At 67.8% G+C, this 24,816-nt stretch carries 21 protein-coding genes; 17 read left to right on the top strand and 4 right to left on the bottom strand.

Features of this window, described 5'->3' with window-relative positions; translation table 11 throughout:
• The first annotated feature begins 21 nt into the window (after positions 1-21).
• Entirely contained in the window at positions 22-1,155 is a 1,134-nt protein-coding gene (locus GCU56_RS03105) for an epoxide hydrolase family protein (protein ID WP_163480057.1), read from the top strand.
• Positions 1,156-1,185: 30 nt separating this feature from the next.
• On the opposite strand, the gene GCU56_RS03100 is transcribed toward GCU56_RS03105, so the two are convergent.
• The 3 genes from GCU56_RS03100 to GCU56_RS03090 all read right to left on the bottom strand — a co-directional run bounded on the left by GCU56_RS03100 (position 1,186) and on the right by GCU56_RS03090 (position 4,143).
• Positions 1,186-2,088, bottom strand: coding sequence for an NADP-dependent oxidoreductase (locus GCU56_RS03100; RefSeq protein ID WP_163480056.1), 903 nt, complete (start codon positions 2,086-2,088; stop codon positions 1,186-1,188).
• 256 nt (positions 2,089-2,344) lie between these two features.
• Positions 2,345-3,532: an NAD(P)/FAD-dependent oxidoreductase gene (locus tag GCU56_RS03095; RefSeq protein WP_163480055.1), complete on the bottom strand. Its 1,188-nt coding sequence runs from the start codon at positions 3,530-3,532 to the stop codon at positions 2,345-2,347.
• Between the two features lie 131 nt (positions 3,533-3,663).
• On the bottom strand, positions 3,664-4,143 hold the full coding sequence (locus GCU56_RS03090; protein ID WP_163480054.1) for a MarR family winged helix-turn-helix transcriptional regulator: 480 nt from the start codon (positions 4,141-4,143) through the stop codon (positions 3,664-3,666).
• A 346-nt stretch (positions 4,144-4,489) separates the two neighbouring features.
• On the opposite strand from GCU56_RS03090, the gene GCU56_RS03085 reads away from it, so the two are divergent.
• The 12 genes from GCU56_RS03085 to GCU56_RS03030 all read left to right on the top strand — a co-directional run bounded on the left by GCU56_RS03085 (position 4,490) and on the right by GCU56_RS03030 (position 19,340).
• The gene (locus GCU56_RS03085; RefSeq protein WP_163480053.1) at positions 4,490-5,674 is read left to right on the top strand and encodes a CaiB/BaiF CoA transferase family protein; all 1,185 of its coding nucleotides are present in this window, start codon (positions 4,490-4,492) and stop codon (positions 5,672-5,674) included.
• Between the two features lie 132 nt (positions 5,675-5,806).
• The gene (locus GCU56_RS03080; protein WP_440588728.1) at positions 5,807-6,064 is read left to right on the top strand and encodes an indolepyruvate ferredoxin oxidoreductase subunit alpha; all 258 of its coding nucleotides are present in this window, start codon (positions 5,807-5,809) and stop codon (positions 6,062-6,064) included.
• 468 nt (positions 6,065-6,532) lie between these two features.
• A complete protein-coding gene (locus GCU56_RS03075; protein ID WP_163480052.1) occupies positions 6,533-7,633 on the top strand; it encodes a Zn-dependent alcohol dehydrogenase in 1,101 nt (366 codons plus the stop codon).
• 595 nt (positions 7,634-8,228) lie between these two features.
• Complete coding sequence (locus GCU56_RS03070; protein ID WP_163480051.1) at positions 8,229-9,089, top strand: ABC transporter permease subunit; 861 nt, start codon at positions 8,229-8,231, stop codon at positions 9,087-9,089.
• A 4-nt stretch (positions 9,090-9,093) separates the two neighbouring features.
• The gene (locus GCU56_RS03065; RefSeq protein ID WP_163480050.1) at positions 9,094-10,911 is read left to right on the top strand and encodes an ABC transporter permease subunit; all 1,818 of its coding nucleotides are present in this window, start codon (positions 9,094-9,096) and stop codon (positions 10,909-10,911) included.
• Positions 10,908-11,630, top strand: coding sequence for an ABC transporter ATP-binding protein (locus GCU56_RS03060; RefSeq protein WP_163480049.1), 723 nt, complete (start codon positions 10,908-10,910; stop codon positions 11,628-11,630). The genes GCU56_RS03065 and GCU56_RS03060 overlap by 4 nt, the downstream gene beginning before the upstream one ends.
• 90 nt (positions 11,631-11,720) lie before the next feature.
• Positions 11,721-12,920 (top strand): ABC transporter substrate-binding protein, encoded by a 1,200-nt coding sequence (locus GCU56_RS03055; protein WP_163480048.1) that lies wholly within the window; start codon positions 11,721-11,723, stop codon positions 12,918-12,920.
• A 137-nt stretch (positions 12,921-13,057) separates the two neighbouring features.
• Positions 13,058-14,755 (top strand): AMP-binding protein, encoded by a 1,698-nt coding sequence (locus GCU56_RS03050; protein ID WP_204331392.1) that lies wholly within the window; start codon positions 13,058-13,060, stop codon positions 14,753-14,755.
• Positions 14,752-16,830 (top strand): molybdopterin-containing oxidoreductase family protein, encoded by a 2,079-nt coding sequence (locus tag GCU56_RS03045; RefSeq protein WP_163480047.1) that lies wholly within the window; start codon positions 14,752-14,754, stop codon positions 16,828-16,830. The genes GCU56_RS03050 and GCU56_RS03045 overlap by 4 nt, the downstream gene beginning before the upstream one ends.
• Complete coding sequence (locus GCU56_RS03040; RefSeq protein ID WP_163480046.1) at positions 16,827-17,858, top strand: phosphotransferase family protein; 1,032 nt, start codon at positions 16,827-16,829, stop codon at positions 17,856-17,858. Before GCU56_RS03045 ends, GCU56_RS03040 begins: the two co-directional genes overlap by 4 nt.
• Positions 17,859-17,898: 40 nt before the next feature.
• Entirely contained in the window at positions 17,899-18,915 is a 1,017-nt protein-coding gene (locus GCU56_RS03035) for a DUF7064 domain-containing protein (protein ID WP_163480045.1), read from the top strand.
• On the top strand, positions 18,915-19,340 hold the full coding sequence (locus GCU56_RS03030) for a nuclear transport factor 2 family protein (protein WP_163480044.1): 426 nt from the start codon (positions 18,915-18,917) through the stop codon (positions 19,338-19,340). The genes GCU56_RS03035 and GCU56_RS03030 overlap by 1 nt, the downstream gene beginning before the upstream one ends.
• 114 nt (positions 19,341-19,454) lie before the next feature.
• Here the strand turns inward: GCU56_RS03030 and GCU56_RS24980 are convergent, their stop codons facing one another.
• The gene (locus GCU56_RS24980; protein WP_163480043.1) at positions 19,455-20,261 is read right to left on the bottom strand and encodes a hotdog domain-containing protein; all 807 of its coding nucleotides are present in this window, start codon (positions 20,259-20,261) and stop codon (positions 19,455-19,457) included.
• A gap of 224 nt (positions 20,262-20,485) precedes the next feature.
• Here GCU56_RS24980 and GCU56_RS03020 point away from each other — a divergent pair, with 224 nt between their 5' ends.
• The 4 genes from GCU56_RS03020 (at position 20,486) to GCU56_RS03005 (ending at position 24,786) form a co-directional block, all read left to right on the top strand.
• Entirely contained in the window at positions 20,486-21,715 is a 1,230-nt protein-coding gene (locus GCU56_RS03020; protein ID WP_163480042.1) for a cytochrome P450, read from the top strand.
• The gene (locus GCU56_RS24410; RefSeq protein ID WP_163480041.1) at positions 21,712-21,909 is read left to right on the top strand and encodes a ferredoxin; all 198 of its coding nucleotides are present in this window, start codon (positions 21,712-21,714) and stop codon (positions 21,907-21,909) included. Before GCU56_RS03020 ends, GCU56_RS24410 begins: the two co-directional genes overlap by 4 nt.
• Before the next feature lie 105 nt (positions 21,910-22,014).
• The gene (locus GCU56_RS03010) at positions 22,015-22,911 is read left to right on the top strand and encodes a PaaX family transcriptional regulator C-terminal domain-containing protein (RefSeq protein WP_163480040.1); all 897 of its coding nucleotides are present in this window, start codon (positions 22,015-22,017) and stop codon (positions 22,909-22,911) included.
• 189 nt (positions 22,912-23,100) lie between these two features.
• Positions 23,101-24,786, top strand: a complete 1,686-nt coding sequence (locus GCU56_RS03005; RefSeq protein WP_163480039.1) for an AMP-binding protein — start codon at positions 23,101-23,103, stop codon at positions 24,784-24,786.
• Positions 24,787-24,816: the final 30 nt, after the last annotated feature.

Raw genomic sequence — 24,816 nt, 5'->3', positions numbered from 1 at the left:
GCATCCCGTCCATGTCGTCCCATGACGGTGCCGGGCATCGAGTCTTTCGCGGTGGACGTCCCGACATCGGCGCTGGAGGACCTGCAGCGTCGGCTCGCGGTCACGCGCTGGCCGGAGCGGGAAACCGTGCGCGACTGGTCGCAGGGGGTGCCGCTGCACCATGTGCAGGACCTCTGTCGATACTGGCTCCACGAGTACGACTGGCCCGCACGGCAGACCCTGCTCAACTCGGTTCCCCAGTTCGTGACCCATGTTGACGGGCTGCCGATCCACTTCATGCACGCCCGGTCTCCGCACCCCGACGCCCTGCCACTCCTGCTCACCCACGGTTGGCCCGGCTCGGTCGCAGAGTTTCTCGCGGTGATCCAACCGCTCACTGTCCCCGATGACCCCCGGGACGCTTTCCACGTGGTGATCCCCTCGCTGCCGGGCTATGGGTGGAGCGGCAAGCCCGACCTGACCGGATGGGGCCTGGCGCGCATCGCCGATGCGTGGGCAGAACTGATGACCCGACTGGGCTACGGCCGCTTCGGAGCACAGGGGGGCGATATCGGCTCGGGGGTCTCCGCGCACCTCGGCGCCCGGCACCCGACGCGTGTCGTCGGGGTGCACGTCAACATGGTGATCGCCGGGCCGCCGCCAGGGCAGACGGAGTTCTCCGACGTGGAGCGACGGGCACTGGAGGCCGAGCGGCGCTACCGCGCCGTCGACTCCGGCTACAACAAGCTCCAGCGCACCCGGCCTCAGACCGTGGGGTACGGACTCTCGGACTCCCCGTCCGGCCAGTGCGCGTGGATCCTGGAGAAGTTCTGGGCGTGGTCGGACTGCGACGGCGACCCGGTGGCTGCTCTTGGGCGGGACCGCATCCTGGACCACATCGCCATCTACTGGTTCACCGGGTCGGGAGCGTCGTCGGCGCGGCTGTACTGGGAGATGGCCCAGGAGCGGGGGGGTCGGCTGCCGAAGGTGCCGGTGCCGGCCGGCGCGTCACTGTTCCCGCACGACATCTACCGACCTCCACAGGACTGGGCGGCGGCGCAGTTCCCCGACCTGCGGATGTGGCGGGAACACGAGCGCGGCGGCCACTTCGCGGCGATGGAGCAACCGGATGCGCTCGTCTCCGACATCCGCGAGTTCTTCCGGCCCTTGCGGTAGCTCCAAAACCCAGGCAGGGGCAGGCCAGGACTAGAAGACGAGGACGCTCCGTGCGCGCTGTCCGCCCCGTCCCAGGGCCTCATGGGCGGCTGCCGCGTCCTCCATCGCGAAGGTGCGGACCTGCGGCGGGACGAGCGCGCCCTCGTCGATGAGGGAGGAGAGCGCTCGCAGGCGTGCGCTGTCCTCGGCGTAGTCCCACACCGACACGCTCACGATGGAGATGCCCCGCTCGGACTCCAGCTGTCCCGCGCGCAGCGAGGCGGCCCGCCCGCCGTCCCGCACGGCCGGGAGCAGCGAGGCGCCGATGAGCGCAGCGTCCACGAGGACGTCCACGCCGTCCGGACGCAGTTGACGGATCTGCTGCGCATAGTCACCGCCCCGCACGACTTCTTCGTCGCCGCCGGCCGCATCGGCAAGGACCGTCGCCCCTGCCCTCCTGGCCAGCTGCACCACCAGGCTCCCGACCACACCGCCGGCGCCGGTGACCGCGACGCTCTCGCCCCGCTCCAAGTGCAGCAGGTCGACCAGCGCTGAGGCTGTGAGCCCGCTCATCGGCAGAGCCGCAGCAGTGTCGAAGTCGCAGCTCTGGGGACGAGGACCGACCGATCCGACCGGTACCACGACGTGCTCCGCATACGCACCAGGACGCTGGTGGAACGGCACGACGATGGCGATGACCTCATCGCCGACCGCCCATGGGCTGCCGTCGGGCGCTTCGTCCACGACGCCGGCGACCTCGGTTCCGGGGACCCACGGGGCCGGCGACGTCAATCGTGCTGCGAGCGCCCCGTTGCGGAACATGCCATCGGCCGGGACCACACTCGCGGCTCGAACCCGGATGCGCACCTCGCCAGGGCTGGCATGCGGCTCGTCCAGCTCGAGCACCGTCAATGCCTCCGGTCCGCCGAACTCGGTCAACCCGACAGCACGCATCGTTCCTCCAGAAGTCGGTGGGCCTACCGCCCTCCGCAATGGAGGAACAGTGGGCGAGCAGGCGGTCACCGTCGACCGACTGCGGTCAATGACGCCGACCTGGACCGCGAGAACAGGACCTGGTCGACCAGGCGCATGACCTCGCCGCGCTGAGCGGCTGCACCTGGACGCTCAGGTTACTGCACTATGTTAAGTACTGGAAGAGGTCATGGACAGATGGCCAGTGAGGACGAAGCCAAGGTGCGTTGTGCCTGGTTCACGCCAGCGCTTCCTCCCATGTGGCCCCGGCGGCCAGTAGCTGTCTGAAGCGAATCAGCGGGCGAGCCATGCTGAAACCGACGGCGCTCTGCAGCCCGCCGTCTCCTCCGGTCACGGCGACGAACTTGTCGTTCAGGTCGCCCTCGATCATGTGGACCTCGTCCTGCGGGCGCACCCGGCCGAGCACTTGGAGCCTGCCGCCGAGCTGGTCGGTCCACACATAGGGCACGGAATCGTGGACGGTCGGTGTGCCGGTCAGGTTCGCCGCAACCACCGAGGCAGACTCCACCGCGTTGGTCCAGTGCTCGACCCGAACGTCCTCGCCATAGCGGGGGTGACGCCAGCGCGCCACGTCGCCCACGGCGTAGACGTCCTCCGCGCCTAGAGCAGTCAGCTGCTGGTCGCACACGACGCCGTCGCGAAGGTCGAGACCGGAGTCAACCAGCCAGTTGGTCTCCGGCACCGTTCCGAGCCCCAGCACCACGACGTCGGTGGGGAGGTAGCTGCCGTCGGTCAGCTGGACTCCGCGGACTTGCTCTTCGCCATCGATCCCCGCGACGCCGACGCCCATCCGGAGGTTGATGCCGGCTGCGAGGTGCCGACGAGTCAACGCCTCACCGATCCGGGGGCCGAGCCCTCGGACCATGAGGGTGGGCAAGGGCTCGACGACTGTCGCCGCTGCCCCGAGCGTGTGCAGGGTCCACGCCACTTCCGCTCCGATGAACCCTCCTCCCACCACCACGACCGAGCCGTCACCGGGGCAGGCCGCGCGGATGGCGGTCGCGTCCGCAGCGCTCCGCAAGACGTGCACACCTGGCCGCGGCTCGAGGCCCGGGACGGTCCTCGGGGACGAGCCCGTCGCGATGACGAGCGTGTCGAAAGGCTCCGTTCCCCCGCCGTGGAGAACCACATGTCGCCGATCCAGGTCGAGGTCGGTGGCGTGGCCGTGGACAAGGCGTGTATCCAGCTCGTCCAATTGGGCGGGTGTGACGAGTGGCGGTGCGGTGACGGCGGCGTCGAAGAGGAACTTCTTCGACAACGGCGGCCGATCGGATGCCAGACCGTCGCTCGTCCCCGGCTCTCCACCGACGAGCACGATCTCGTCGGCGCTGCCGCTGCGACGCAGGGCCTGGACTGTACGCACCCCGGCCAACGAGGCTCCCACAACGAGGATCCGCTTCTTCATGACCCGTCGGTATCCCTCTCTCGAACGGCCAGCCGGGCTCTGCGCACAGGCCGCCTAGCTCATGGACCGGGGAAACGAGTCGGTGGCCCCCCAGGTTCTTGCACTGTGGCCGCCCTGGTCGCCCTGGTCGCTCATCCGCCGTCGTGGTGGCTCAGCGCCGGGTCGCAGAGGCGCTCCAAAGCAGGAAGTGCAGCGAGCAGCTGCGTGACGTCCTCCGCCGTGAGTCGGGCGAGATGCTCTGTCAACCAGATCTCACGGGTCTTCAGGATGGCGGCACGCTCGCGGTTCCCGGCTTCCGTCAGCGAAATCAGAGACGCGCGTCGATCGGACGGATCCGACTCCCGGTTCACGTACCCCAGCTTGCGGAGGCGATTGAGTGACCTCGTCACCGACGGTGGGCTCACTCCCTCGCTGATGGCCAGCTCGCCAGCGGTCACGGGTTCGCTACGCGCGATGGCGAACAACAAGGAGACGAGCGCGTAGCTGAGTCCGTCGTCGTTCTGTTGCCGCAGGACGCGCCCCAGCCGGCCAAGTGTCATGCGCAGTCGCGTCAGGTCCTCGCGTGTGACCAGACGGTCAAGCTCCAGCTCTGTCCTGGCCATGGCGCTCATGCTTCTCCCTACCTCTACCGAGACCTGCCGCGGGGTCCGCCGCAGAGGTCACCTCGATGCTCCGGGGTCGGCCACGCCGTCCAGTCGCCCTCGACTCTCGCCGGACTACTTTACCTAGTTTCAGACCGGAGGACGTCGCCGTACCCGATCAGGGGAGCGCCTGCCGGCTCTTGGGCGCCGGCCCGGAGACGGTCGGACGTGGACGCCGTTCGCCGGCGGCTGGCGTTGACACGAAAGCGGCACCCATCTAACTTTCACGTAGTTAAGTAAGTTGTCCACCGCTGGCCTGCCGTGAGGCCGGGCCACGACCGGCAGTCGCCCGCGACATGCCGACGGGAGGAGCGACATGGGCATTCTGGATGGCCTGAAGGTGCTCGACTTCGGTTCCGCCGTCGCGGGTCCGTACGCGTCCATGCTCATGGCCGACATGGGGGCGTCCGTGGTGAAGGTCGAGAAGGTCAAGCGTGGGGACCTCATCCGGTTCACCGACCACCTGGTGAACGGGAAGAGCGGCTACTTCCTCGGCATCAATCGAGGAAAGCGCGGGATCACTCTCGACTTGCGGACCCCTGAGGGGCAGGCGGTGGCGTTGCGTCTGTGCGCGTCGGCCGACGTCCTGATCGAGAACTTCCGGCCCGGGATGATGGACGGATGGGGCCTGTCGTACGAGGAGGTCAAGGCGGTCAATCCTGACATCGTCTACTGCTCCGTGTCGGCGTTCGGCGGCACGAAGGGGTTCGAGACCGAGTCAGGGAACGACATCGTGGCCCAGGCCTACTCGGGCCTCATGGCCATGACCGGGGACCCGGATGGCGCGCCGGCGAAGGCGGGCACCCCGGTGACCGACGTCGCGGCGTCGTGCATGGCGACGATCAGCGTCCTGGCCGCCCTCTTGCGCCGCAAGGAGACCGGTCAGGGTGCGCGGGTGAAGACGTCACTGTTGGATGCGTCCTACGCGTTGATGGCCAATTACACGCCGAGCATCCTGAACGGCACGCCGTCTTTCCGGCGACAGGGGAGCGGTCATCCGCAGCTCGCCCCCTATGAGGCATATACGACCGGCGACGGCAAGTACCTGGTCATCGGGGCGTTCCACAACGAGTCCTGGCGGCGGCTGTGCGCAGCCCTCGACCGGCCGGATCTCGAGAACGATCCGCGCGTGGCGGACAACACCTCCCGGGTGGAGAACCGGAAGGTGTTGGCCGAGTTGATCAATGGCGAACTCCTCCGGCGTACCGCCGAAGAGTGGTTGGCCATCCTTCGCGACCACGACGTGCCGGTGGCCCCGGTGCTCGAGGTCGAGGAGTCGATGGAGTTCTTCACGCAGCGCAATGCTGAGCTGTACGTCGACGGCATTCCCTCCAACGCCGGCGAGATCCGTATGCTCCGAGCCCCCTTCGAGATCGATGGTGAACGCCCGTACCACCCCCAGGGGGCACCGCGTCTGGGTGAGCACACGGACGAGGTCCTCCGCGAGGAAGGCTTCACTCAGGACGAGATCGACGGGCTGCGTGCACGCGAGGTGATCTGAGCCGACAGGCGGACCTGAGCCGAGTGTCTCGTGCGGCCCGTTCCCGCACGCTCACGAGTAGATCGTGATGACCGACGTGATCACACAGTCCTGCGTCGACGTCCTCGGCAAGGCGTGCATCGAGGAGTCCCGTTGGACTGCATCTACGCGGGCGACCGGAGGCTCTACATCCACCCCGACGAGTGCGCTGACTGCGGCGCCTGCATGCCGGCGTGCCCGGCCAAGGCCATCTACTACGAGGACGACGTCCCGGACAAGTGGAAGAACTCCTACAACGCCAACGTGGAGTTCTTCTCCGACCTGGGCAGCCCCGGGGGCGCGGCGACGACCGGGAAGATCAACGAGGACCACCCCCTGGTCACCGCTCTCCCACCGCAGGGCGGCCACTGACCGGCGCGCGGACGCTGGCCGCCGGGCACGACTCTCGACCCGGGCCCAACAGCCCGAAACCGCCTGACTCCCGTTGACCTCCGCCCGCCAGGTAGCAGCACTCCGGAAGGCCGAGTTGGCGCGAGTGCTGCCCGTCAGTCGGACGGCAGTCTCCACATGGGAGTGCGGGGCCCTCGGCGTTGGTCGCCACTACGGACCTTCGCTCGCAACACTCGTCCTCCGCATGACCTCATCGCGGCCCGGCGTCCGCCGGAGACCGGCGGCTCGAGGTCGCGCCTGGACGGGGTTCACGTGGCCGTCACTGCATGCGAACGGCGGCAGGCCCCAACCAGGTCGACCCGGCGCTCTTCTCTGGCGATCTCCCCGGAGCTGCCATCGCGGGCGACACTCCGCTAAGCTCTACAGTGCGAGCAATCGAGTACCGCCTACTGTCCAATCATCCGGGTCAGGTCGGAGCCAGGGAGAGTCATGACGCAGGCAGCCGTGTTGGAGCGGGTGGGCACGCCCTTGCGCCTGGTCGAGGTCGAGCTCGAGCCCCCTCGTGAGGGCGAAGTCGAGGTGGAGATCGCAGCAACCGGCGTGTGCCACTCGGACGTCTCGGTGCTCAAGCAGTGGCTTCCGCATCCACTGCCCGTTGTGCTGGGGCACGAGGGCGCCGGTGTCATCACGGCAGTAGGCGGTGGCGTGGTCGACGTCGAGGTCGGTGATCGCGTTGTGTTGTCGTGGCTGGCGCAGTGCGGTGACTGCTTCTACTGCGTGGCGGGTCAGCCCCAACTGTGCGAGAAGGCGGGAGTCGCCTTCGCTCGGGGGACCCTCATGGACGGGAGCACTCGTTTCTCGCTCCGTGGCCAGCCGATGTACCAGATGGCGGGGCTCGGGACATTCGCTCGACGCTGCGTGGTCCCTGCCCGATCGGCGATCAAGATCCCGGAGAGCATTCCGTTCCCATCGGCGGCACTCATCGGTTGTGGGGTCCTCACCGGGTGGGGCGCGGCTGTGAACACGGCCGCGATCGGTGTCGGTGAGAGCGTCGCGGTCGTGGGCTGCGGGGGAGTGGGTCTCAATGCGGTCCAGGGCGCGCACCTGGCCGGAGCCGGGACCATCGTCGCCATCGACCTGCACGACGAACGACTGGACATGGCTCGGAGCCTCGGGGCCACCCACGTCCTGCGGCCGGGAGACGGCACGGCCAGGCGCGTGCGTGACCTCGTCGGCGGGCGCGGTGTCGACGTTGCGCTGGATGTCGTGGGGCGGCCCGAGACCATTCGTGACTCGATCAGCATGACCCGCCGTGGCGGGCGAGTGGTGCTGGTCGGGGCCGCGGGGGACGACGTGCAACTGTCCCTGCCAGCGTTCACAGGCGTCGTCATGACGGAGAAGGTCATCCGCGGATCCTTGTACGGGTCGACGCACGTCCGCCGAGACGTTCCGCGGCTCGTTCAGCTCTACGGGGCCGGCCGACTGAAGCTCGATGAGTTGGTGACCGCCGTGTTCCCCTTCGACGACGTCAACGACGCCGTCGAGTACTGCCTCCTCGAGAAGGGGGCGCGCGCGGTGGTCACGTTCTGACGCCTCGACCGGACCCGCCCGCCTCGTAGGACCGGCCGTTCGGCACTGCCGGCGCGTGCAAGCGTGAGTCGAGTGATGCAGGTTCGTTGCCTGGCAGATCTTGACGCGTGACCTGGGCCACTGGTTCCATTGCTTAGGCAGGTTAAGTGCTGGACGGTCGGGGCCGAGAGAGGCCGGCCTCAGCAGTCTTGGCCGCCCAGGCGTGCCCGTTGGGCGCACCGTCGGCCCGGGCCCCGATGCCGCCAGAAAAAGTCAACAAACTTCTTGACTCAGACACCGTTCTTGTAGAGTGTAGTCGTCGTCACAGCCGTCGGGTGATGTGCGGTCCTGGGGGCGCTCAGTCCCTTCAGCCATGTCGGAAGGGTGCCTCCATGGCGTCATCGGGCGGCGGTCGTCGGATCCGCTCAGGTGGGCAGTCCGTCGCCGTCTCCGGAGGTAGCTCTGACGCGCGCGGCTGGAACGACGTGGACAACGAGCGGAACGGGCTGGTGCGTGTGGTGGTGAGTGCTCACATGAGGGCAACGCGGGCGTCGGGCGACATGCGCGCCCGCGGCTCCTGCACTGCGGCGCCCCGTCCTGAAGAGAGGGGAGCCTCGTGTCTCTGATCATTGCGACTCTGTCCGGAGCGGCGGTTCTCGTGCCGCTCGTGGTGGCCATGAATCTGTTGTTCCGGGTCAGCGGCGTGGCCAACTTCGGCGCCGGCCACTTCACCGTGTTCGCCGGGTCGTTCGCTGCCTACTTCGCCAGCTTGGGGGCGTTCACCTCAGCGCTGCTGACCGTGCTGGCCACGGTGGTCGCCAGTGTCGTGGCGTACTTCACCGCCATCCTGCCCGCCCGACGCGCGAACGTGGCGCCGATCGGATTGACGATCTCGACGCTGGGCTTCGGTCTCGTGCTCGGTTGGCTCACGCACGAGATCTTCGGCGGCGCGGCCCACAACATCGAGCCCTGGGTTGGGGGGACCGTCGAGATCCTGGGAACGCGTGTGAGCGTCCAGCGCTTGGTCGTCATCGGTGCCGCGGCTGTGTTGCTCTTCTGCCTCTACCTGATCTTCGACCGGACGCTGATCGGTCGAACGCTGGCGGCCGTTGCACAGGACAGCGAGCTCGCGGAGATGTACGGCGTCCGCAGTCGCAAGTTCGAGTTGCTGGCCTGGGTGGTCGGCGGAGTCGGCCTGGCGGCCGGCGGCTTGTTCCAGGCGTCATTGGCGAGCGTTTCGGTCGACACGGCGCCGATCCTGTTGGTCAACACGTTCGTCGCCGCCGTGATCGGCGGCCTCGGCAGCCTGGCGGGAAGCGTTGCCGGGGCAGTTGTGCTGTCGGCGGGGATCGCGGTCACCACCGAGATCGGGTTCGGCGGCAAGGAGAGCGTGGTCGTCCTCCTCGTGCTGGCGGCTGTGCTGGTCGTCCGGCCGAGAGGTCTTTTCGGTTCCGGCGCTATCGGAGAGCGGGTGTGAATCTGTGACCACTGTGCGGCAGGTGTGGGGAACCGGCCTGAAGATGGCAGGAGCGCCTCTGGTCCTCTTGCTCGTCGGGATCTTCAGTTCCTCCAACGACTACCTGATCTACCTCGCGACCGCGACTGCGGTCGCCTACATCCTGACCAGCGCCTTCAACATCATCTACGGCTATGCCGGGGTCTTCAACCTCGCGCTGGTGGCCATCTACGGGCTGGGCGCATTTACCGCCGTCTACTGCGTCGTCCAACTCGAGTGGTCGTTCTGGCTCAGTGGACTGGCAGCGACGGCAGTGTCAGCCTTGGTGTCGGTCCTGATCGCCCTTCCCTCACGACGCCTGGACGAGTTGTTCCTGGCAATCGCCACGCTGGCGTTCACATTGGCGCTGACCGACCTCCTCATCGACTGGGAGGAGTTCACCGGGGGAGCTGTCGGGATCTTCGCGATCCCCTCCCCGACCTTCTTCGGCCTCGACCTGATCGGTGGTTTTCCGGAGTACTACTGGCTGTGCGCGGTGTTCGCGTGGGCGATCTTCGTCATCAGCCGGAGGATCAATGCGTCAGGCCTGGGGCGTCGCTTCGTTGCCCTGCGGGAGGGACCACGCGTCCTGGCAGCCGTCGGCGGGTCGATGGGCAGCACGCGCCTGGTCGCGTTCGGCATCTCGGGCGCATTCGCCGGTCTCGCCGGCTGGCTGTATGCCTTCTTCCAGCTGTCGCTGAGCCAGGACACGTTCAGCTTCCAACGTCTGACCATCCTCCTGCTCGCCACGATCCTGGGCGGGGCCGGATTCCTGTACGGCCCGGTCGTCGGCGTCATCGTCCTGGTGGCCTTCGGGGAACTCTCGTTCGCGAGCGGACAGTCTCAGGACCTCGTTCTCGGTGTCGGGATCATCGTCCTGATCGCGCTGGGCTCGGGTGGAGTCGCCGGCGTGTTGGCGCGGCTCGGTGAGCGGTGGAACTGGCGACGGTTCTGGGTGCCGGCGAAGGCGACCGGCGTCGGGCCCGTGCCCCGCGACATACCGCAGCAGCGGGGAGAGTCGCAGCCGATCGTGGCTCGCGACGTGGAGCCCAGCGAGCTGGTCCTCAGCGACGTCACCGTCCGGTTCGGAGGCACCGTGGCTGTCGACGGGGTGAGTCTGACTCTTCGGACAGGTGAGTCCGTCGGTCTCATCGGCCCGAACGGGGCGGGCAAGACGACGCTCTTCAACGCTGTGACGGGCGATGTTCGGGCGACCGGCAGCATCAAGCTCGATGGCCGGGAGCTCCTCGGGCTGACGCCGGAGAAGGTCGTCAACGGTGGCGTCGCTCGGACGTTCCAGAGCCCGCACGTGATCCCCGATCTCACGCTGATCGAGAATCTGATGCTGGCAGGGGATACCGGTTCGGTCGGCTGGTGGCGGCAGGCGCTGCTGACCCCAGGAGCGCGCAAGCACGACCGTGGGGTGCGCGAGCGGGCGATGCGGATGCTCGCCGAGTTCGAACTGGCCGGTCGGGCCAACGAGAAGGCGGGCTCACAGACCTACGGGACCTTGCGTCTCATGGAGATCGCCCGAAACCTGATGATGAATCCCTCCCTCCTGCTCTTGGACGAGCCGGGCGCGGGCCTCACCGAGCACGAGCGGGACGAGGTGGCCTCCGTGGTCCGGCGCTTGAGCGGCAGTGGGTTGGGAGTGCTCCTGGTCGATCACAACCTCTCCCTCATCCGCGCTGCCTGCGACCGCGTGTACGTCGTGGATCACGGTCAAGTCCTCGCCACCGGAACCCCGGACGAGGTCTTCGCCCACGAAGGCGTCATCTCGGCCTACCTAGGAGTCCCCCGATGACCGGCGGCGCCATCCTCGAGATCACCGGACTGGTCGTGGCCTACGGCCGCGCTGAGGCAGTCATCAAGTCTCTCGACCTGACCATCGACCGGGGCGACGCGCTGGGCCTGGTCGGGATGAACGGTGCCGGCAAGTCGACCTTGCTCCGTGCCATCAGCGGGCGGCTGCATCCGCGGGCCGGCCGCGTGCTCTTCGAGGGCGAGGACATCTCGTCGGCTCGCCTGTCGGAGCTTCCCCGCAAGGGCCTGGTTCTCCTGCCCGAGGGACATCGGGTCCTGCGGAACCTGACGGTGCGGGAGAACCTCGAGATCGCGACCATGGCCCTGCGGCCGGCCGAAGTCCGTCGCAGGTTGAACGAGACCCTGCCCCTCGTGCACGAGATGTTCCCTGTGCTGGCCGACCGGTCGAATCAGGTGGCGGGGCTCATGTCCGGCGGCGAGCAGCAGATGCTGTCGATCTCTCGTGCGCTGATCCAGAAGCCCAAGCTGCTGCTGCTGGACGAGCCGTCCCTCGGACTGGCGCCTTTGATCATCGATCGCATCTACGAGTCCCTGACCGTGCTCCGGGATCGCGGGATCGCGATGCTCATCGTCGAGCAGAACAGTGATCGGGTCGTCAGGGCCACCAATCGGATGGTCGTCCTGAGGGACGGATCGATCACCGCCGAAGGCGACTCGGCTTCGCTCGACGCCAGCACCATCCACGCGGCGTACTTCTGAATCCAGCTGCGTCGTCCCCATGTCTCGCGCCCCTCCCCGACCAGGCAGGAGGCGTGCAGGTCAGTCGTCACCCAAACAGAGGGAGTGGTCATGCGAGGAAAGCACATCAGAGCCGCCTCGATCCTCGCGGCGGTCACCTTGGCGGTCGCCGCATGTGGGGGAGAGGCGGGCGGTGACGGGGGCGGCGACGGCGGGTCCTCCGGTGAGGATCTGGTCATCGGGTTCCCGGTGCCCCTCACGAGTGGCAACGCGGTGTACGCGGAGCAGATGATCGACTCCGCCCAACTGGCGGTCGACGAGATCAACGCGGACGGGGGCGCTGGGGGGCGTCAGCTGGTCCTCGAGACCTACGACGACAAGCTCTCGCCGGATGAGTCCGCGCGCGTGGCGCAGCGTGCGGTGACCGTCGACGGGGCCGAGGTCATCGTCGGGGGATACACCTCGATCGAAGGCCTCGCGATCCGCGAGGTCACCGAGCGGCGCAAGATCGTCTACATCAACCCGTCCACCATCTCGCCCCAGCTGACGGTGGACGCGGAGTACACCTTCCGGGTCGCGGTCGACCAGACCGAATACCCCGCGGCCCTCGCGGACCTGGCGGAGCAACTCGGACTCGAGCGCCCCGCGCTCTTGACCGACAGCGGTGCGACCGGGTCGACGATCGGTCCGCCGACGGAAGCGGCGCTGGACGAGGCCGGCATCGCCCTCGCCGGCCCGGCCACCACCTACGAACTCAACTCCACCGACGTCACCGGCCCGGTCGGCACGGTCGTCTCGCAGAATCCCGACGGCGTCCTCGCTCTCGGGTCGTCGGCTGCCGACCTCGGGCTGATCATGAAGACCATGGTCGAGCGTGGACTCACGGTTCCGATCCTGAGCGTCTCCGCCATCGTGTCGCCGGACGCGTTGACCGTGGCCGGGCCCGAGGTGATCGAGGCCCTGCCGATCTACACCCTGGTGAACAAGCTCGCCACGAAGCCCCAGTTCATCGACTTCGTCGAGCGCTACCAGGCCGAGTACGGCGGCGATGTCGAGGAGCTCACCGTGACGCTCAGCGAGCAGGCCGCGAACTCGTACGACACGATCAAGCTCCTCGCCCAGGCTCTCGAGGAAACCGGCGGGAGCACCGACGGTGACGGGCTCGCCGAGGCTCTGCGGGGCCTCCCGCCCTTCGACGCAGCGGGCGGCGCGGAAGGCGCTCAGATCAGCTTCGCCGACAGCCAGACCGGCTTCAGCGACAGCCTCGTGGCGTCCCAGTTCGTGGACGGCGCGCTCCAGGCCGTCGCATGACCTAGGGCGTGGGTGCTACGTGTCCCTTGTGCAGGGGCACGTGGCACCCACGCCGGCGACTCGGTGGATCAACGGTCGGTGCGGGCTCATGAGGGGTCCGCGCGCCCCATGAACCGGTCTGGAAAGGCTGAACCGTGATGACACAGCGCACGCATTCGGCTCTGGTGGCCCACTCGCTGCGCACCGTCCCACCGCAACTGGCCGAGCGCTACCGCGCAGAGGGCTGGTGGCGGGGGCGCAGCCTGCTGGAGGACTTCCTCGAGGCTGTCGCGAAGCAGCCGGACAAGGCCGCGATCGTCGCCTATCGCGCCGGGTCCCCGCTGCCCACCACATTGACTTACGCCCAACTCGGCGGGCTGGTGGATCGCTTGGCCGGCGCGATGCTGGACATGGGGGTGGAGCGGGAGGACATCATCTCCATCCAGCTGCCCAACGGCTGGGAATTCCCGGTGATCGCTCTGGCGGCACAGCGCGCCGGAGCGATTCCCAACCCCATCCCCCCGATCTACCGCGAGCGTGAACTGCGCTTGATGCTCGGTCACGCTCGGTCGAAGCTCCTGTTCGTCCCCGACGACTTCCGCGGCTTCCCGCACGGTGAGGTCGGCCGGCGGTTGCAAGCCGATCTTCCCACCCTGCAGCACGTGGTCGTCATCGGCGACGAGTCCGACACGCAAGGCCCCCGATGGACGGCTGACCTGCTGGGTGAGCGCCGTGAGCTCGACCCGGCCCTCAAGTGCAAGCTCGATGCCCGGGTCCCCACCGGCGAGGACATCGCCCTCCTGCTGTTCACGTCCGGCACCACCGGCATGCCGAAGGCTGCCCTGCACACCCACGACACTCTGTGGGCGTCCGGCCTCCCGATGCCCTGGGCAATGGAGCTCACCGGCGACGACGTCGCCTTCATGGCGTCCACGCTCGGGCACCTGACCGGCTTCTACTGGGGGATGCTCCTGCCGCTGTCCACCGGACAGAAGGTCGTCTACCAGGACGTGTGGGATGCGCCAGCCGCGCTCGACCTGATCGAGCAGGAGAAGATCACCTGGACCCTGTCAGCGACTCCATTCGCGCAGGATCTGGTGGATGCCCAGGAGAAATCACGCCGGCCGGTCACGGACCTTCGGGCCTTCGCTTGTGGAGGAGCCCAGATCCCGCCGGCCCTGGCGCATGCGGTCAAGGAGCACCTCGGCGCCGAGTTGATCTCCTTGTGGGGTTGCTCGGAAGGTGGCACCACGACGATCCACCGGATCGGCACGCCCATCGAGATGGTCGCCGCCAGTGATGGTCATGTCGTTCCCTGGCAGGAACTGCGGATCGTCGACGAGGACCTGCAGCCCGTGGCGACGGGGGAGTCGGGGCGCCTCCAGGTGCGTGGACCAGGAGTGTTCGTCGGCTACCTGGACCAACCGGAGTTCACGGCCGATTCGATGACCTCCGACGGCTGGTTCGAGACCGGTGACCTGGGCCGCCAGGTCACCGACGGGGGAATCCGCTTCACGGGGCGCAGCAAGGACATCATCGTGCGAGGCGGACAGAACGTGCCCGTGGTCGAGACGGAGAACATCCTGATCTCTCATCCCCAGGTCGCCGATGTCACGATCGTGGGATATCCGGATGAGCGACTCGGCGAACGCGGATGCGCGGTGGTGGTCCCCGCCGGCGCGCCTCCGACGCTGAAGGACCTGACCGATCACCTGGCGCAGGCGGGGATGGCCAAGCAGTTCTGGCCCGAGCGCCTCGAGATCGTGGATCAACTGCCTCGGACCGCCTCGGGGAAGATCCAGAAGTATCTCGTCCGGGCGCGACTGCTCGAGACCCCTCGTCAGCTCACCTCATGACCGCAGTCCATCGAACCTATTGCCGCTTCTGCCTCGCCGGCTGTGGTCTGCTCGTCCACGTCGACGGCCCTGACGTGGTCAAGGTCAAGGGCGATCCCGATCATCCGGTGAGTGGTGGTTACACCTGCCCCAAGGGGCGTTCGCTGGCGACCTTCCACCACAGTCCGGAGCGGCTGAACGTCCCGACGGTCGTCGACGACGGGGCTCCGGTCGACACCGACTGGGACGGGGCTCTCGACGACCTGGCGACGCGCTTGACGGCGCTCATCCGCGGTCACGGGCCCGACTCAGTCGCCCTGTACCTCGGCTTCGCCGCTTCCCTGGACACCGCCGGGCGTCGCTACGCCCGCAAGTTCCTCGACGCCATCGGGTCCAAGAGTCTCTACACGGCAACCACGGTGGACATGCCGTGCAAGCCGCTGATATCCGAACTGATGACCGGCTTTCCGGGGCTGGTGTCGGTCGTCGACTACGAGCGCACCTCGATGGTGCTCTACGTCGGCACGAATCCGGCTGTGTCCCACGGTCAGACGAACAGCCTTCCTCAACCGACCAAGCACCTCCGCGAGATCACCAAGCGAGGGGGTGAGATCTGGGTGATCGACCCGCGTCGCTCGGAGACGACCAGCGTCGCGACCAGTCACCTCCAGCCGCGACCGGGAGGTGATGTCTTCATACTCGGGCATTGCATCCGCGAACTGCTGATCGACGGCGCCGACCGGCCCTACCTCGAGGCGCACGCATCGGGCGTGGACGCGCTCACCGCCGCGGTCGAGCCTTTCGACCGCGCCTTCGCGGCCCGCGGGAGCGGCCTGGAGCCTGACGAGTTGGATCGCCTCGTGGCAGCGCTGCGCCGGCACGGCCGTTTCAGTGGCCAGACCGGCACAGGGGTGACCATGTCGCGCTGGGCGAATCTGGTCGAGTGGCTGATGTACGCGCTCGGTGCGATCACCGGGTCGCTGGATCGTGAAGGCGGCAGTTGGTTCCACCCAGGCTTCCTGCACCAGCTCGACCGCCGACCCGCTCTGCCCATGTCGGACGGCGTTCCGGATCCCGGGCCGGCCAGCCGGCCAGAGCTTCCCCGACGGTGGGGCGAGTACCCGTGCGCTGCGCTGCCCGACGAGATGGAAGCCGGCAACGTCCGGGCCCTGATCGGATTCGGTGGGAATCCGTTGACCGCAGTCCCCAACACCAGCCGGATGCTGGCCGCCTTGCAGACACTGGACGTGCTCGTATCGGCAGACGTGGTCCATTCCGCGACGGGTCGGTTGGCGACGCACGTCCTGCCCTGCACCGGTCAGCTCGAGCGCGCCGATGTCTCCCAGTTCACCGACCAGGGATACATGACGGTCAGCGCGCAGTACACGCAGGCCGTCCTCCCCCCCACCGCGGGCCGGAAGCCGGGCTGGTGGATCTTCGCTGAGCTGGGCCGACGGATGGGGCATCCGCTGACTCCGTCGGGAGTGGCCCCCGACGACTACACCGACGACGACGTGCTGGCCGAAGTGGCCAGTCGCGGTCGAGCACCGCTCGCTGAGCTCCGGGCGGCGGAGGGGGCGATCGTCAGCGAACGCGCCGTGATCGGCTGGGTGCACGACCGCGTACTCCCGGACGGGCGCTGGCGTCTCGCGCCATCGCAGCTGGTCGACCACATGGAGGTGCTGCAGGACCCTGCCGACCTGGTTCTCATCCCTCGGCGACAGCTACGGCACCAGAACTCTCAACTGACCAGCAGCCTGTACGACCACCGCCGAGAGGACCTCCCCCAACTCCTCATCAACCCGGCCGATGCCGAGCAGCGCCATGTCGAGGACGGTCAGAGCGTGCGTATCGCCTCAGCGGCCGGCGACCTCGAAGCCATCGCCTGCGTCAGCGGCGACATGAGGCCGGGCGTCGTGTCGTTGCCGCACGGCTTCGGGAGCGTCAACGTCAACACCCTGGTGCTGGGTCGCGACGAGGTAGACCCGCTGACCGGGTTGGCCTTCCAGTCCGGCTTCCCGGTCGAGGTCGTGGCGGTGGAGTCACCGGCCCGGACACCACCGGCCGTACGAGATCCGCACGCGGGTTCCGCATGAGCGCAGACACACCCCGAGACTCCGGGATCGACCAGTGGTGCCAGAGATCCGGCATCCTCGAGCCACCGATCGAGGTCGTCCACCTGGCGGGCGGACGGTCCAACCGCACCGATCTGCTGCGGGACGGGACGGGTCGCACGGCCATCCTCCGCCGTCCGCCGGAACAGGGCGGACAGAACCGGTCGCGGCTCATCCTCCGCGAGGCCCGGACCCTGGCGACCCTGGGCGACCACGGCATCCCTGTTCCGCGGATCCTGGGCCGCTCCGACGACGCCAGCGCTCTGGGGACACCGTTCTACGTGATGGAGAACGTGGACGGGGTCGTCCTCCGGTCGAGGGAAGACGCGGAACGTCTGGCTCTGCGGGCGCGGACGACCGCGGCGAGTTCCTTCCTCGACGCGCTGATCCACCTGCACGCTCTGCCCGTTCCCGACGCTGAGGGCGCCGGACCGTCCTTCGTCGAGCGCCAACTGTCCTACTGGGATGACACCTGGCGGCGTTCGGGACGCGAGATCCCCGGCATGGATGACTGCTTCGACCGGCTTCGCCGCAACGTGCCCACGGGGGAGACGGTCGTGCTGCTCCATGGCGACCCGCATCTCGACAACGCCATCTTCCACCCAGAGGGACAGGTCAGGGCGCTGCTGGACTGGGAACTCTCGTCACGAGGACCCGCGCTGATCGACCTGGCGCATCTGCTCCTCTTCTGGGCCGAACCAGGCGAAATCCCGTTCATCACTCGGTCCGAGCCGTCACAAGCCGAGGGGTTCCCCTCCCGCCGGCGGTTGGTGCAGCTCTACGCGGAGCGCTCGGGACGGTCGCTGGTGAACCTGCCCTTTTACGAAGCGTTCACCGCATGGCGGCTCGCCTGCGGCATGAGCGTGGTCAGCCAGCGATCGTCGGCGCGCGCGGTTGCCGGACCGCGGGCTGCGGCTCCCGACCTGTTCGTCGAGGGCGACCTGCCCTACGACGAAGCTGTCACGCGACTGGCGGACCGAGCGCACGACCTCTCGCGGCAACTGCCCTGACCCGAGTGTGGGTCTGAAGCCTCCACCCCGATCTGAGGAAGTGACCCTCGACGTGTTCACCGACGACGACACCGAGTTCCACACGCCTGACTCCGCCGACCACGAATGGGCCGAGACCAACAGTTTCGCCATCACGATCCCGGAAGAACGCGTCATGGCGTTCTTCTACGTGCTCGTACGCCGAGGGCTCGGGGTGATGCTCAACGACGTGTCGGTGTTCGGCGGTCTGGCCGGATCCCGAGCGGAGCTCCTCTACCTCGACAGCCGTCAACATCTCCCGGCGGCGCAGAGTCTGGCGCGGTTCTCCTCCGCGAGCGGTCTGTCCATCACGGCCAAGAGCATCCGGGATTACTCGATCGACTACGTCGGCCTCGACGGGGTGGAGGCGCACCTGGACTTCGCCGGCCTCATGGAACCCTTCGACACCGCTGATCCTGACCACTCACCCATGGTCAAGGCCCATGACTGGTCTGCCGACAAGGCTCCCGCGCACCGCGCCATGTACGCCAACCACTTCGACCTGACCGGACGCATCACCGGGACGCTGACGATCGGTGGGCGGGAGCTCGAGGTCGACTGCGTCGAGACCATGGACCACAGCTGGGGCCCGCGCCCGGAGATGGAGATGCGGTCGGGGAGCTGGATGCACGCCCACTTCGGCCCGGACTTCGCCGTCCACTGGATCACCTCGCTGAAGCTGGACGCCCCCGCAGACACCGCCAGCCGCCTGCGCCACGGCTACGTCATGGAGAACGGGCAGGTGTACGGCCTGACCGATCTGCGTCTCGAGGTCAACCGGGCCGAGGGTTTCCCGATGTCGATCGACGCCGTGGCAACGGACGTTCGCGGGACGACCACGGTTCTGCATGGATCGGCCGTCGCCGGCGGACCGTGGTCGCCGTACACATCGACGGTCCTGACCGCCGCGATGATGCGATGGACGATGCTCGACGGTCGCATCGGGTGGGGCGTCGTCCAGGAGAACATCGCGTACCGCCAACTCAACAAGCTCCATGCCCGCCGGTGGACCGACCCGCTGAAGGTAGGTGCCCTCTGATGCCGGTCCCGGCACAGTGTCCCCACGGACCGGAGGCGTTCCACTCGTGCTGTGCGCTGGCCTTCGCCGGTCTCTACGCGGACTACGTCGACGAGGCACGCATTGATGACATCGTCGGCTTCTTCGCCACGGACGCGGTCTTCGAGGCGACGGCGTTCAACGGAACGGTGCTGTGCGGACGCGAGGAGATCCGGCAGTTCTACGTTGACGCACCCCGTGCGCTCGGCCACTTCGCGACAGGGGCATACGTCGTGGCCAGCGACGACGGGACGGCACACGTGCGCATGCGCATGCTCGTCGTCTTCCGGAAGAGCCTGTCCGCCGTGGGCTACGACTGGACCTTCGTGCGTGGGCGAGAAGGCTGGTCGATCGGTCGGCAGGCCATTTCGCTGGCATCCACGAACGGCTCGTCGGGCAGCCGCTGACGTGAGCGGTCCGCCCCGGCGCTCCGTCGCCGCGCGCTCCCGAGGCAGCCGACACGCTGATCTCCCGTCGTTCGAGGTCCGGCCAACGGCGTGAGCGGTGGGGGTCGCGGAACCCTACTCGTCCATGCGTACGCGTCGTGCTGAGCTGAATGTCGCCTCGGCGGTCATCAGCAGCCGACCCTGCTCGTCGCTGCCGCGCGCTCTGGTCACGGTGACCAGACGGCCGGCCCGCTCGACCGTGGCCTGCAACTCGATGGTCGAGCCGTCGACCGGTATCGGCCGCATGTAGCGGACGGTCATGTCGATCAAGGCGGGCTCTCCGCCGCCGGCCTCGCGGGCGGCCGCGTGCAGCGCTGCGTCGGCCAGGGCCACTTGCACCCCGCCGTGCATCATTCCGTCGTGGTTGCCGAACCGTGCATCCGGCCGTGCGGTCAGCACCACACACCCCGGTTCCACGCGCTCGCTCAAGCCGGGCATCGACTCCAGGGGAGCGGGGGCCGCATCCGGCTGCAGCCCCAGCCTCCGCTGTCGGGCCGGCTCAGCGCCGGCGACGATGATGAACCGGGCGGTGCATCGTGCGACCACAGCCCCGTCTGGGGCAGTCAGGACCGCCTCACTCAATGCGTGTGCAGCAGATGACGCCAGGAGGGCTCCTGTCGCACGAATCGTCTCGCCACTCCTGGGCGGGCGGTCGCCCACATCCACTCGCAGATTGGCTGTCCGGATCACGAGCTCGGGCGGGAGGAAAGCCCGCACGGTTCGACCGGCTGTCATGTCAGCGAGCAGTCCGAGGCGTCCGATCACGTGGCTGGACCCGTGGGCCCGGGTCGGGAGATGGCATGCAGCCTGGACGCCTGTCGGTGTGCAACCGAGCAGGGTGACGCCGAACAAGCGCTCGGCGGCGGTGAGCGGCTCGGTCACGACGTCCGGCGTCAGCATCCGCCGCCCACGTGCGCCACGCTCGTCGCCCCGAGAGTCACGACCGCGCGGCATCGGATGTCCATCGGGTTCCTCCACCCACTGGTTATACCGACACCTTGGGCAACTTGAGAACCATCCTTGTCAAGTTTTCGCGGCGGAACACTGGACCTCGGACACGCGGAACGCTAACTTCGTGTCCAACGTCCACGCTGGGAGGCGAGACCATGCACGAGCGGCGCGAGCTGCCCGAGAACTGGGCCAGCGACTTCGATCTGTTCGATCCGGCGTACGTCGAAGACCCCTACAGCGACTGGGTGCAGATGCGCGCGCAGTGCCCCGTGGCGCGAAGCGAACGCTACGGGGGAGCGGTGCTGCCGGTACGCCACGAGGACATCGCGCAGATCGCGCATGATCCGGCGACCTTCTCCTCTCGCGTGCTCGAGGCCACCGGTCCCGTGCCGTCGCCAGGGCGGGAGCTGAAGATGCCTCCCATCACCTCGGATCCGCCGGATCACGACGAACAGCGCCGCCTCCTGTTGCCCCTGTTCACCAAACCGCGGATCCGCGCGCTTGAGGGAATCGCGCGACGCCGGGCGGCTGAACTCATCGACGCCTTCGGCGACCGCACCGTCGTCGATGCTGCCGACGAGTTCGCCAGGCACATTCCGGTCACCGTCATCGCCCGCATGCTCGGGGTTCCGGTGCAGGACGAGGCCACCTTCGATCGGTGGGTCGTCATGATGCTGAAGGAAGGCCCCAAGGAGCAGGCAGTACGGCGCGAGGCCATCCGCGCCATCACGGCGTACTTCTCCCAGCTCATAGCTGTGCAACGGGAGAGCGGCCAGGAAGACGGGGGGATCGTCCAGGCCTTGCTCACGAAGCGCGACACGGGGCCGACGCTCACCGATGACGACATCGTCGGGATGTGCCTGCTCGTGCTGGTCGCCGGCATCGACACCACGTGGAGCGCGATCGGCTCTTGCCTGTGGCACCTCGCCACCCATCCGGTCGACCGGCGTCGCCTCGTCGATGATCCAGCCTTGCTGGACACAGCCATCGAGGAACTGCTCCGGGCGTATGCCCCGATCACCATCGGACGTACCGCTACCTGCCCGACCTCGGTCGGCGGTGTCCAGATGGCGGCCGGCGACCGGGTGCTGCTGCCCTTTGCGGCGGCCAACCGGGACCCGAATGCCTTTGACCGGGCGGACGAGGTGCTCATCGATCGGGAGGAAAATCGTCATCTGACGTTCGGCCTGGGCATCCATCGGTGCATCGGCTCCAACCTCGCTCGGATGGAACTCAAGGTCGCGCTGACCGAATGGCTCCGACGCGTACCGGAGTTCGAGCTGGCCGGGGAGCGTGACGTCACCTGGACGGGAGCGAATGTCCGCGGTCCCGAAGTCCTCCATCTGCGATTCGCCGCCGCAGCCCTGGACGGAGGCGACCGGTGAGGATCAAGGTCGATCCGGCGCGCTGTCAGGGTCACAACAGATGCCTGGACCTGGCCCGGGACCTCTTCGTCGACGACGACTTCGGCTACGTGACCGAGGTGGGAGATGGCTCCGTGCCCGCGGATGAGGTACGACGTGCGGAGCTGGCCGTCCTCAACTGTCCAGAGGCCGCGATCGAGCTCATCGCTGACTGACGGAACATGGCGCAACCCAACTCCTCCCGAACGGCCCCGCTGCAGGGTCGGGTCGGCGAGACGATCGGGAGCTCGACGCCGGCGACTGGGTATCCGAGGAGGCACGTGGTGGGATCGACCGATCGGTCCAGAGGGCACTCGCCCGTCGACGGGGCGACGGCGAACAGCAGCGCCAGGTCGCTCCTGTTGGTGGTCCTCGGCGAGTTCGTCTGGCCCGCCCGTGAGCCTGTGTGGTCGTCCACCCTGCTTCGCGCCCTCAGGGATCTCGGCATCGAGTCGGATGCGGCGCGCAAGGCGCTTCAGCGCACCGCTGACGCGGGCCTGATCACCTCGAGCCGATCAGGCCGCCGGCTGCTGTGGACCGTCTCGCCGGCAGGGCATCGTCTTCTCGAGGACGGCTTTCGTCGGGTCCTCGAGGCGTCCAGGGCGCCCGAATGGGACGGCCGCTGGCTGGCCGTCATGGTCACGGTGCCTGAGGCGCAGAAGAACCTCCGGTACAGGCTGCAGCGCCGCCTGACGTGGGCGGGAATGGGGTCGCCGGCACCGGGCTACTGGCTGACGTCGCACGCCGAGCGGAGCGGGGAGGTGCAGGCTGTCATCTCCGACCTGGGGCTCGACTCCATCACGAATTCGTTCGTGGGGACGTTCGGAGAGATCGGTGACGAGTCCGCACTCGTGCGGCGCGCATGGGACGTCGAGGATCTCGCCGACCGCTACTCGAGCTTCATCGCCGATGCCCAACGTCCCGTTCGCGATTCCGAGCCCGACTTGTTTCGCCGACACGTCGATGTCGTCCAGGCTTGGCGCATGTTGGCCTACGCGGATCCCGACTTGCCAGAGAGGTATCTACCCGACCCATGGGTCGGCCACCATGCCCGAGACGTCTTCCGGCAGCAGCGCGACACGCTCATGCCGGGCGCACGGGCGCACTGGGCTGGCCTCATGGAGCCGGTGACGCCGGATGGGCGAACGTCGGCGGCAGCGTCGGATGCTCAGTCATGACGGCGTACGTGGCCATGTCGGTATTCGACACAGACCTTGACCGGAGTGCATCGATTGTAGAAATTCTGCGCACTGCATGACGCTTGTCCGTGCGGTGAGCTGCCCCGACCCCTGTTGACGTCATTCCTACGACCGCGAGGTGGACCACTACCGATGATCACATCTGATGTCCCAGGGATCCGCGCGTCCATGTCGCCCGTCACGGCCGAGGAGCGGCAGGCGGCCATGGACAGCGGATTCTGGCGGGACGAGACGATGCTCGACGACGTCCTGGGTCACGTGCGGCGCACTCCGCACAAGGCAGCGCTGGTCTCGTACTCAGCAGGCCGGGCCATGCCGGAAACGCTGACCTACGGGCAGTTGGGCGCGCTCGTCGACCGTATCGCCGGCGGGCTGCTCGAGCTGGGGGTGGCGAGAGACGATGTCGTCTCCGTCCAGATGCCCAACGGCTGGAGGTACGCGGTCGTCTCGTTGGCCGTCATGCGGGTGGGTGCCATCGTCAATCCGCTCGTCGCGATCTTCCGTCGCCGCGAACTCACCTTCATGCTGCAACGGGCTCAGTCGAAGGTCCTCGTGGTCCAGGACGAATTCCGGGGCTTCTCGCATGCAGACATGGCTGCCGAACTGAAGACCGAGATCGCCGGCGTGGAGGCTGCGGTGGTCGCCAACGTGTCAGGGAAGGCGTTGCCGGAGGGGACGATGGACTTCGACGAGTTCTTCCTCGTTCCTCACCGTGAACTGGATCCATCGGTCCGGGCCGAACTCGAGGCTCGTCGTCCGCGCCCGGACGACCCCATCTCCGTCATGTACACGTCCGGAACCACCGGAGAGCCGAAAGGCACCCTCCATTCGTACAACTCCATGTACTCCGCCGGTCGGCCACTGTTCGACAACCTGCAGCTCGACGACACCGACGTGGTCTTCATGCCCTCCACCATGGGGCACCTGACCGGCTTCCTCTGGGGGACACTCCTGCCATTGGCATACGGTCAGAAGGTCGTGTACCAGGACATCTGGAGCCCGGATGACTTCTTGCGCATCGCCACGCCCGAAGGCGTGACCTGGACGCTCTCCGCCACCCCCTTCGTGCTGGACCTGGTGCGCGCGCAGAAGACGGAGCATCGGGATCTGTCCACCTTCAAGTACTTCGTGTGTGCCGGGGCCCCCATTCCGAGTTCGCTCCCTGTCGAGGCTTCTGAGGTGCTGGGCGTTCAGATGCTCGCACTCTGGGGATCCTCCGAATGCGGCATCATCACCATCCACCGCGCCGGAGACACCGCTGAAGCGGTCTCGAACAGCGATGGCTGGCGGACGCCGCCCATGACCCTCAAGATCACTGGCGAGGACGGTCACGAGGTCGAGGCCGGGCAGACAGGGAGACTCCTCGTCAAGGGTCCCAGCCTGCTGCGTGGGTACCACGGCCGAGTGGACCTCTACCAGTCCATGTTCGACCAGGACGGTTGGTTCGATACCGGAGACCTGGGTTTCGAGCGGCCCGGAGCGGGGGTGCGCATCGCCGGCCGCTCGAAGGACATCATCATCCGCGGCGGGGAGAACATCCCCGTCGTGGAGATCGAGAGCGCCCTGCACGGGCACCCGTCCATCCGGGAGGTCGTCGTGGTCGGCTACCCCGACGAGCGGCTCGGCGAGAAGGGGTGCGCAGTTGTCGTGCCGGACGGCGACGCCCCCAGTCTCGAAGAACTACAGGCGCACCTGGACGCTGCAGGGATGGCCCGGCAGTACTGGCCCGAACGGCTCAAAGTGATCGACGAGATGCCCAAGACGCCCGCCGGAAAGGTGCAGAAGTTCGTGCTTCGCGAGGTGCTCGCGGCCGAAGTCGGCGGTCTGGTGTTCGATGTGGGAGGTCGGCCGTAGTCGCCGACAGGGCTTGTCCGAGCTCCGCGG

The organism is Geodermatophilus sabuli (assembly GCF_010686765.1).
Taxonomy (GTDB): Bacteria; Actinomycetota; Actinomycetes; order Mycobacteriales; family Geodermatophilaceae; genus Geodermatophilus; species Geodermatophilus sabuli_A.
This window is presented reverse-complemented; position numbering and strand designations above follow the sequence as displayed.